Source organism: Tolypothrix sp. VBCCA 56010 (assembly GCF_050875635.1).
Classification (GTDB): domain Bacteria; phylum Cyanobacteriota; class Cyanobacteriia; order Cyanobacteriales; family Nostocaceae; genus Hassallia.
In genome coordinates this window covers 1-8,925 of the sequence record NZ_JBPAOH010000218.1, presented here as the reverse complement: position 1 = coordinate 8,925, position 8,925 = coordinate 1, and the positions used below count along the sequence as shown (strand labels likewise).

The following is an 8,925-nucleotide window of genomic DNA, read 5'->3' as shown; positions in this document are numbered from 1 at the left end:
CTTCAATCACTATTGACAGTTCAATTACAGCTAACGATTTACTGGTGAACTTTAGGAGAATATCGCCAGTGTCTCCATCACGACCAATATGCTCCACCTCTACCCCACTCAACTTTGACCAATTTCGCAGTTCGGCAACAACTGATTCTTCATAAGTTATGCCTTTTGCAGTTGTCACAGAAAGTACTTGTTGTGTCAGGTGTTGATCTCGAATTTCCCTGGTCAGTTTTTCCACTTGTTCGGTTAATGGTTTGACAGACTCAGAAACCACATTTTTAACTGCCGCAGCCAGAGTACCATTTTCCTTAGTGGCATTTATTAATGCTGCTTTAAATGCCCCCTGAATAGAATCAGAGCGTTTGGCATCTAATAGTTGACGTAATGAAGAGAGAAAGCGACCAACAACAGAAGTTTCTCTGGCAGGGTCAATTTCGTGTGTAAGCAAAGTGCTGACGCTATTGAGTTTTTCAGTCAGGACGGCTGAAGTCAGATTAATTTGATTTTGCAGTGGAGCTAATAATTGACCATTATCTGTCCCTACTTGATTAACTAATTCCTGCCCAAAAGAGTGAGCAATTACTTTGACTGCCTGCTGAAACTCCACCAACAAGGATTCCATCTGCTGCTTAATTAATTCGTTGCCATGACGAGTTTGAGCAGTTTGCAAGCACAGAAATCCTAACTCCAAAGCATCCAGGCAAATATCCTCGTATTCTGACTGGGGAAATTGTTGTAAGTAGCTGATGGCATTTTCAATCGGGATTGCCAAGCGATAAATCAGGACATGATTTTCTGTCAATTCAATACTAGAGGGCAGATAATAGGAGTCATTGGTGGAACGGTTCATGGAGCAGTGGGTAGACTGGTGACGATAAATTGCACCCTACTACCTATTTTTTATGTCAGTCAAGGTGATGAAGAAAAGTTTTGTCAATTTGCAAAAACTGAAGAATTAATTCGGTGTTTGAGAATTATGCCACTCCTCCAACAGAGGGTTAATTACTTCGGCATTACAGAAAAGAAAATCAGCTACAGCCATAATTCTCTGGTAAGGTAATCCAGCTTCTCTCTGGCTTTTTTGTCCACCCAACCAGTGATAAGCCGTTGATTTAGAGATGGCACAGATTTTTGCTAATTCTTCGTAACCCAATCCCCAACGATAGCTAAAGTCTTGGGGAGACATGAACATTTGGTTGTGCAGTTTTAGCACCTGTTGATGTTGTTGAGCTTCAGACATGATTGCCCTGAAGCCTTGACAATAATGAGTTATCCAGAGGTTCGATATCATCCTCGAAAGCGAAGTCGCAGCTACAGGTGTCACGAGAGGGACTGCGCTCGTCTAGAAGAACCAAGTAATGTAAGCCAGTGGCAATACAACTAGCTTGTTGGCTGTAGATTACTCCGATGACGCGACCAAAATCACCGTTGGGTACTTGAAACCAGCGCACCCATTCACCGAGATAAAATTTCTGCTTAGGTAATTCGCTGGGAATTACCTCTGGCATCGCTACTGGTGGAATCTGAGGAAATGTATTGGTCATATTTATTAGGGGCAGTGTTGCACCAATATTTTTAAATTAACATATAGTGTGCAAAAGTAAATTTATTATGTATGGATTAATTGTCTACACTCCCTGACGATGGTTCTGTGAGGCAAAAAAACCCAGATCCAGATATTGAATATCGCTTTGGCAAAGCTATCAGACGGCGGCGACGAGAATTAGACCTTTCCCAAGAAGAGTTAGCTGAAAGGGCTGGTCTTCATCGCAATTACATTTCCAGTATCGAAACAGGGACTCGTAATCCTTCACTAAAAAACATACAAAAGCTCGCACAGGCGCTGAACATATCTATTTCTGCTTTTTTTGCAGAAATCCATAGAGGTCGCTATCGCGTCTTCTTCAAATTCCCTTGCAGATTCGTCATGATGAAAGAAGTGGAATTTTCCGGCATGGTTTCTGGATCAGTAGTTATTTCCCAGTATGTTATGGCTCTTTTTTTACCATAAACTATTTCTCTGATATATCTGGTTTCTGATTTTTGATTACTAAATGTTCTGGAGAATTTACACCACTTATTCGCCCTAACGCTTTGTCCGGCTGGCAACCAGACTCCATGATTACAACGAAATTGCTACCACATAGGCTAAGTTATATTCACCCAGTTTTCTAATAAATTGGCTACTTTCACCATATAAACTATCAGCTAGTACTAGTTTAATATTAAAACCCTCTTCAATTAATTCTGTAATCATTTCTGACGCTAACTCTATTTTAGTTTTATATTTATCTCCTTCTTTTAGCGTCTCTTTTGGTTTGAATACTTTTATACTCAATGGAAAAGTTATGTTAGAGTAAACCCCATAGGCATTTACTGAAACTATCCCATTATCTACCTTCCCTACACTCCCTAAATAAAGTCTTGCTACATAATCAGTTTTTTTACCTTTTTTCCTATCTCCTGTTTCATCTATTACCACTGTAATGGCATTTCCATCTAATGCTTTCTTAAGTTTACTTAATCTTCGTTGTTTTAATTTATCTACTGACCAATTTGAATTTGCTAGAAAATGATGTAATGACTGGGCTGAGTTTATACTCACCAATGAGCGCTATCTCTGGTAACGATTTTCTTTTGAGCGTTGATATTATTCCTAAGTGTAAATATTTGAAGCACTCATAATTTCTTACTTCCTTAAATAAATCTTTATACTCTGCACAATATTCATCTACGATCGCAACTGTTGGCTCGGCATCTCTTGCTAAATGTTTAAGGATTTGTAATTCTACATCCATTGCCCTGCTTATCTTCCAGAGTTTTTTCTTTTAATCATTTTATTCAGAATACTCGGAAAGTGACAGAAGAGGGATAAGGTTAATGCTATGAGCGACTTCGAGAATTTGTAGCACTGTCTCTGGTTGTTTCTCAAATTGAGAACCCCAGTTTTTATCGATTGTTTGGTACGAGTAGACCCCAAAGGTTACTTCTGTAAGCGTTCGCCTGTACGCAGCTCTGTACCTTATTTATTCTGGCTTTGGGCTTTTAACGTACAAACGGACATTATAAAGCCACGAATCACTTCAATCAAGGTTATGCCCAAAAGACGCAGAGTCTCTGAGCAACGCCTAACGGCATAAAGCCACGAATCACAGTTGTCAGCCTTAGCCCAAAGTGAGCAAGCCAGTCTGAGCAACGCCTAACGGCATAAAGCCACGAATCACCATATAGTCATAATCGCCTCGGTAGTTCGCAAGGCTTTGAGCAACGCCTAACGGCATAAAGCCACGAATCACCTTCCCCACACTCTCTTGAGGCAGAGAAAGAGAATTGAGCAACGCCTAACGGCATAAAGCCACGAATCACCTATAAAAGGTGAAAAATCAGAAAGCCAAAAAAAATTGAGCAACGCCTAACGGCATAAAGCCACGAATCACAGCAAAGTTGAAAACCCTTAACTGAGGAAGGTTCATTTACAATCTTACAAGTACTTTCCAGATCGATAAACCAAAAACACAAAACTTACCGAAGTTTCCCTTACTTTCAGCCCCTCAAACCCAGTGCCGATAAACTTTCCCAAAAATGGCAAGCACCTTTTTTGTTGTCTCAATTACCATATCCCTTACTGTGTAAACCTTCCCGCCATTTTTTGACCCTAAATTCCCTTTCCCATAAGAGATACTTGTCAAATTGGAGATAGAATCATCGTCCACGCCAAATCAGGAGGTGGTGAGCTTGGCATTTCCTCAATCTGATACCTCAAAAATCGGGTATTTCTTGACCCCACATGGTCAACCCAATAGGGTAAGGTTAACCTGCCTCGATTATCCCTAATCACCCACTGTCTAACTCCCTCTAGGTAATCTTGGGAGACAAGTTTAATCGTTTTAATCAATTGGTCACTTTCTCCCAAAAATAAACAACCAAACCGTCTTACTAGCTCAGGATGGTCAAACGCGAACTGTATCCTCTCCCTTAAATTTGGTTGTATCTTCTCCGCGTCAGAACGAACCCAAATCAAACACTTGAGATTAGACAAAATTTCTTGATAACCGGGAATAACATTCTCTGGATGGCTAAAATCAGCATTCTTAAAGCGTCTCATTTGACGCAAAATTCGTGACTTTTTGGGGATAGATAACATTGCGATCGCCAATTCTACCCCACAGTGGCGATAGACATCCGTTTCCCCTACCAAAGACAACAACATCCCATACACTGTTGCTGGAGGAGGTACAGGATAGGTTTTTCCCATTTCCCTTGCATGGGACTCCCGAAAAGTCGTAAATGGAACATCCAAATAGAGAATTAATGGTGCAATCATTTTGATTCTTATAAGCCCAAATCTCTTTTAATGACTGTTTTCAAAGCTTCAATCAGTTCATTTCGATTCCGATAAATATGCGCCTTCTTAAAAGGGGAATTATCAAAATTATCTAATTGCTGTAACTCCTTAACAATTGTTCCCCCAATCCACAACTTACTAGGGTCAATCTGTCCGCATTCCACTTCATCTATAAACTCTTTTGTAAGTTTTGCTTCCTTACTCTTAGGATCGCAATATTCAAAGCAATAGGAAATATAGGAAGCAAAATGATTTGTCCATTGAAATACAAAACTATCTGGACAGAAAGGATAATTAAAAATATTACTACTCCCTCCTACCTTGGGCAGATTCATAATCCCATCTATCAGAGGTAAAATTCGCGAATAATCTTTGAGATGAGTGGCATTAATTCCAAAATAATATTAGACCTCTTGCAAAAGTCTTGTAAGCGTGGGACAAGTAGGTTAGAGCTTTCTTAACATCTATGACTTACGAAAAGGTAAAGAACCTCAAGCCTGAAGAATTCAAACGTTTGTGTGGTGTGCATCCGGAGACTTTTACTCAAATGACCGAGGTAGTGCGATCGCGTTCAAAAACAAAGCTTAAAACAGGGCGACCGGGTAAACTGAGCTTGGAAGACCAATTGTTGATGACATTGGAGTATTGGAGAGAGTACCGTACCTATTTTCATATTGGCCAATCTTGGGAAGTCAACGAGTCAACAGCATATCGTATTATCAGAAAAATTGAAGATATTCTCATCAGTTCAAGACAATTTTCTCTTCCTGGGAAGAAAAAGCTTTCCTACCCAAATTATCAAATAGAGGTTGTGGTAGTGGATGTTACGGAAAGCCCGATAGAACGTCCTAAAAAAAACAAAAACAATTCTACAGTGGGAAAAAGATTCATACATACATTAAAATCTCAAGTTGTCGTCAACCAAACTACTGGAGAAATACTCTGTACCGCACATGGTAAGGGAAAAGAGCATGATTTTCGTATTTTCAAAAGCAGTAAAGTTCGGTTGAGAAAAGATATCGAATGCTTGGGCGATAAAGGATATCAAGGAATTCAGAAACTTCATGCCAACAGCCGAATACCAAAAAAGAAACCTAGGGGCAGTGAACTGAGTCGTGAAGACAAAAAGAGTAATCAAGAGTTAGCCAAAGTTCGAGTAGTGGGTGAGCATATCAATCGAAAACTGAAAATATTTAAAATTTTGTCTGACCGTTATCGTAATCGTCGAAAAAGATTTGCTTTGAGATTTAATCTCATAGCTGGTTTGTACAACTATGAGCTTCGTCTCCCCAAAACTGAATCTGCTTAACTAACTTTTGCAAGAGGTCTATTGATATCGAGTTGCATGATACTCTGTAAAGTAAAGCGACGTGCTATCCTTTTATCTGCCACTTTTTGCCCCTAACTTGACTGCACCATCATAAGGCGTTAGCGAAACAGCCATATTCATCCCTAAAGCACCCATTCGCTGATTAAGAGTGCTGACTTTTGTTTGTTTCTTTTTCCTCTTTATTGTTGAAGTTTCCTCCTCTGTTTCAGCAGACTCTAATAAAGCAAACCCAAAAATATCATCATCATAAAATTGTTCTGGATCGAAATCTTCACTTGTTAACCGATTAATATGTTCGTCCTCATTCCAAACTCGATTAACTAAATAACCTTGCTTTTGAAGATAAAAACGTAACGCCCAACGAATCGCACTTGAACCTACAAAAGAATGAATTTTACCATTCCAGTAGCCTTTTTGGAGAATAGTCTTATTTCCTCGGCTAATGTCATGATTTAAGGACGCTAAACCATAACGAGTGAGGACTGTTCCGTAAAGATAATAATTGGGAATATTATTGTCATTCTTCTTCTGAGTCATCATTCACTTCTTCTAGTTTTTCATTGTTTGGGAATGAACTATCATTACTATGGGTGGATTTATCTTTGGGTTTATAACTGGCGATCGCTAACAATGACCAAATTCTTAGTTCTTGCCAAGGTGATTTTTTAATTAGTAGTGAAATCTCTTCTTGATGCTCATTAAAATACTTATTTAATCCCCCTCTTACTAAAAAGTCGGACAAATATTCCTGAAATGACAATTCATCATAACAATAGTTTAGCTCTGCCCTTAGTCGTTCAACTTTCTTTTTAATTGGAGGCTCTTTTTCTTCGTCTGCTTTGGCATACATTTTAGCAAAGTTGCCCTTCATAGCTTGTTGAAATACCTTAATAAAAATAAGATACTGCTTGTCTTCTTCACTATTCTCTGCCATTATGATGAATCCTTCTCGATTGGAAAATAACTGGTTATATAAATATTCTTTTAAATTTTCTATCACCAATTTTTCCCAAAAATTAGACCACCAATGGATTCCTTTAACTAAATTATCAGCAATCAGGGAGCGAATCGGATTGACCTTAATAAAAATTTGCTTATATTTAATTATCTGATAATTAGTTTTAAAGTATTTTTGCACCTGTTGATAAGTGATTAAAATATTCTTGTCAATTTCAATTTCTTCTATACTCATCAATGTTCTTTGACGAGAAGTTTGATTCATTTTTTCATATAACCAAACTTGACAAGCTTGATAGTAGTCGCCTTCAGGCTGAATATCGTCTAAGCTGTAATAAAGTAATCCTGCTTCACCAAGGCTACTCACATGAAGCTGTTTAGTTTCTAATTGCTGTAATCGCCATCTTCTTTGAGAAGCATCTTCAAAATCCTTGATTTCTGGAATCACCACCAAGTAGCGATGGGGTTTCCTTTCCTTCAAGTCCTCTGATGGAATATGAACTAAGCAATAATGACAAACTACTAGTACAAATAATAATGTTAAGGCGTATTCAGGTTTCTCTTCCAGTTTTGTAGTATTCTGCGTTCTCGCATGACGAACAATTCCCCCTAAATACAACCAACTGGTTATTTGAACATAATCACGTCTCAGTTGTTGGGTATCTGTATCGCATAACTTCTCTGCAAAAGTTTGATGTGCGTACCAAGTTAGGGATTTGTATCGATACTCGACTTTTTTTTCTTCAACCGTTAATTCAGTATTAACTACCTCTCCCGCTTGATAAAACTTATTATGACGCAGGAAAACAGCGCATATTCCCTCATGAATATAAATTTTCTGCCTTAAATCTATTGCATCATTGTCTAATCCTGCTAAATGAATTAAACCTGTATCATCTAATTGAAAAGACTCCTTAATTAACCAAGATAAGGCAACGAAATCACTTCCTTCCCAGAATAATTCAATAGTATCAGCAGTAAAAAACCATGATATATGTCCTCCCCGTTGACGAGATGAGGGATATTGCTTTTCTAACCGCTTTAAAGTCATGTAAAGTCCCGTCATTCCGACGCGGTGCATTATTGTCGTATCCGCAGCATCAAGAGATAGGGAAATTTTGGGTTGGGTAGTAACCATGATCAGGTTTCCTCTTCTTCCTTGCTGCGAGTCGCTGGGACAAATATTCCACACATCATCTTTCGTTTCCCACCAATACCCTGTTCTTGCAGGATTAACGAATCTTCAGGATTGAGTTCACTGATTTTTACGCCAAATCCTCTAACTTTAAACTGTTTCCCTTCTTTATTGATGGTTAATTGTCTTCGTTGAGGTGTTCCATCTTGTCGAGTGAGAAGTTCAATTTTTCCTTGTATTCCTAAATTATCCATTTGCCGTTGCACAGCTTCAATAAAGTTAGTAGAGTCTTGAAACCCTTTAATTATCACTAATCTGGAATAGACACTTTCTGAAGAAATTAACGGTTTGTAGTCAGGAATATCTAGTTGATAAAAATTTTTACCTATATGAAAGGCTTGACCCGCTAAATAAGGATAAATTAAAGGAATTTGTTGATGATAAATCCGAATTTTTAGACGAGATTGAGCAGTGAGTTCAAGCAAATTGTTTCTGGTCGGTATTCCAGCAATCGGATGAATCCCAATAGACTTTAGTTCGTGAAGGCTAGGGCAAATACTGGACAAAGCCCTATAGATAGCATAACCATTATCAAGAGAAATCGGTGCGCCTCTTAGCTTAAACGTTAAGTCTACATGTTCCTCACTGTGAATTAATATGACTGCCATAGATGGAAATTTTGAGAAAAATTTCAGTAACCGCTTAATAATCCGGGGTAAATCGCTCAGTGACAAGCCTCAAATGGCGTAAAATCGTTCCTGAACTGGTAGTCCGCCCCGATTTATTGAGCGGATACAAATTTCAAGATGTCAGAGTTTGTTTAATACATCAACATCCTCTTGTACAAAATTGTCCTCATTGTCATCGCCGACTACTTTGGTTAGAGTGGCAATCCAGGTTAGGCTATTGTTCGCAATATTCTCACTGGTTAGGAGGATCTTCTAATACTCCACTAGTACCGCAAGGCGGAATTCAAAATTCAAAATTCAAAATTCAAAATCAAGACAACGTAAGCGTTTCATCGATTTGGAATGGGTGGTTTATTTACGCCTTAGTGTACTAGTACAGGGTGGCGGAAATAAACCGACCATTTTTGTGAGAGACTAAGCAAGAAGGGTCAAAACCCTTATGGGTAGTTTTTAAGGAATCAAGGTGTGGCAA

10 protein-coding genes, 1 pseudogene and 1 CRISPR repeat array are annotated in these 8,925 nt (G+C 38.5%); of the genes and pseudogenes, 2 read left to right on the top strand and 9 right to left on the bottom strand.

Annotated features, from left to right (window positions below; genetic code table 11):
* From AABK37_RS38150 to AABK37_RS38140, 3 genes are all read right to left on the bottom strand, one after another.
* On the bottom strand, positions 1 to 847 hold an 847-nt coding region (locus AABK37_RS38150), incomplete at its 3' end, for a hypothetical protein (RefSeq protein WP_432556619.1).
* A 105-nt stretch (positions 848 to 952) separates the two neighbouring features.
* Positions 953 to 1,237 carry a helix-turn-helix domain-containing protein gene (locus AABK37_RS38145; RefSeq protein ID WP_432556618.1) on the bottom strand — a complete coding sequence of 95 codons (285 nt, stop codon included), beginning with the start codon at positions 1,235 to 1,237 and terminating at the stop codon, positions 953 to 955.
* Positions 1,230 to 1,541: a hypothetical protein gene (locus AABK37_RS38140; protein WP_432556617.1), complete on the bottom strand. Its 312-nt coding sequence runs from the start codon at positions 1,539 to 1,541 to the stop codon at positions 1,230 to 1,232. The genes AABK37_RS38145 and AABK37_RS38140 overlap by 8 nt, the downstream gene beginning before the upstream one ends.
* A gap of 107 nt (positions 1,542 to 1,648) precedes the next feature.
* Here AABK37_RS38140 and AABK37_RS38135 point away from each other — a divergent pair, with 107 nt between their 5' ends.
* Complete coding sequence (locus tag AABK37_RS38135; RefSeq protein WP_432556620.1) at positions 1,649 to 2,008, top strand: helix-turn-helix domain-containing protein; 360 nt, start codon at positions 1,649 to 1,651, stop codon at positions 2,006 to 2,008.
* On the opposite strand, the pseudogene AABK37_RS38130 reads toward AABK37_RS38135, so the two are convergent.
* The 3 genes and pseudogenes from AABK37_RS38130 to AABK37_RS38120 all read right to left on the bottom strand — a co-directional run.
* A pseudogene (locus tag AABK37_RS38130) lies at positions 1,894 to 2,795 on the bottom strand (IS701 family transposase); the annotation flags it as partial. The gene AABK37_RS38135 and the pseudogene AABK37_RS38130 overlap by 115 nt on opposite strands.
* A 320-nt stretch (positions 2,796 to 3,115) precedes the next feature.
* A CRISPR array of direct repeats spans positions 3,116 to 3,435; the repeat unit is 36 nt; unit sequence TGAGCAACGCCTAACGGCATAAAGCCACGAATCACC.
* 247 nt (positions 3,436 to 3,682) lie between these two features.
* Entirely contained in the window at positions 3,683 to 4,321 is a 639-nt protein-coding gene (gene cas5 / locus AABK37_RS38125; protein WP_432556616.1) for a type I-MYXAN CRISPR-associated protein Cas5/Cmx5/DevS, read from the bottom strand.
* An 8-nt stretch (positions 4,322 to 4,329) separates the two neighbouring features.
* A complete protein-coding gene (locus tag AABK37_RS38120) occupies positions 4,330 to 4,677 on the bottom strand; it encodes a hypothetical protein (RefSeq protein WP_432556615.1) in 348 nt (115 codons plus the stop codon).
* 131 nt (positions 4,678 to 4,808) lie between these two features.
* On the opposite strand from AABK37_RS38120, the gene AABK37_RS38115 reads away from it, so the two are divergent.
* A complete protein-coding gene (locus tag AABK37_RS38115) occupies positions 4,809 to 5,651 on the top strand; it encodes an IS5 family transposase (protein WP_432556614.1) in 843 nt (280 codons plus the stop codon).
* 72 nt (positions 5,652 to 5,723) lie between these two features.
* Here AABK37_RS38115 and AABK37_RS38110 read toward each other — a convergent pair whose 3' ends face one another.
* The 3 genes from AABK37_RS38110 to cas6 are packed head-to-tail and all read right to left on the bottom strand — an operon-like array spanning position 5,724 to position 8,432.
* Complete coding sequence (locus AABK37_RS38110; RefSeq protein ID WP_432556613.1) at positions 5,724 to 6,212, bottom strand: hypothetical protein; 489 nt, start codon at positions 6,210 to 6,212, stop codon at positions 5,724 to 5,726.
* Complete coding sequence (cas8a1, locus tag AABK37_RS38105; protein ID WP_432556612.1) at positions 6,190 to 7,767, bottom strand: type I-MYXAN CRISPR-associated Cas8a1/Cmx1; 1,578 nt, start codon at positions 7,765 to 7,767, stop codon at positions 6,190 to 6,192. Before cas8a1 ends, AABK37_RS38110 begins: the two co-directional genes overlap by 23 nt.
* A 2-nt stretch (positions 7,768 to 7,769) precedes the next feature.
* Positions 7,770 to 8,432, bottom strand: a complete 663-nt coding sequence (gene cas6 / locus AABK37_RS38100) for a type I-MYXAN CRISPR-associated protein Cas6/Cmx6 (RefSeq protein ID WP_432556611.1) — start codon at positions 8,430 to 8,432, stop codon at positions 7,770 to 7,772.
* Positions 8,433 to 8,925: the final 493 nt, after the last annotated feature.

Bases quoted from the DNA above. Each gene is read 5' to 3' on its own strand.
- cas5 (WP_432556616.1), bottom strand. From the start codon at position 4,321: ATGATTGCACCATTAATTCTCTATTTGGATGTTCCATTTACGACTTTT.
- AABK37_RS38115 (WP_432556614.1), top strand. From the start codon at position 4,809: ATGACTTACGAAAAGGTAAAGAACCTCAAGCCTGAAGAATTCAAACGT.
- cas8a1 (WP_432556612.1), bottom strand. From the start codon at position 7,767: ATGGTTACTACCCAACCCAAAATTTCCCTATCTCTTGATGCTGCGGAT.
- AABK37_RS38145 (WP_432556618.1), bottom strand. From the start codon at position 1,237: ATGTCTGAAGCTCAACAACATCAACAGGTGCTAAAACTGCACAACCAA.
- AABK37_RS38110 (WP_432556613.1), bottom strand. From the start codon at position 6,212: ATGATGACTCAGAAGAAGAATGACAATAATATTCCCAATTATTATCTT.
- cas6 (WP_432556611.1), bottom strand. From the start codon at position 8,432: ATGGCAGTCATATTAATTCACAGTGAGGAACATGTAGACTTAACGTTT.
- AABK37_RS38120 (WP_432556615.1), bottom strand. From the start codon at position 4,677: ATGAATCTGCCCAAGGTAGGAGGGAGTAGTAATATTTTTAATTATCCT.
- AABK37_RS38140 (WP_432556617.1), bottom strand. From the start codon at position 1,541: ATGACCAATACATTTCCTCAGATTCCACCAGTAGCGATGCCAGAGGTA.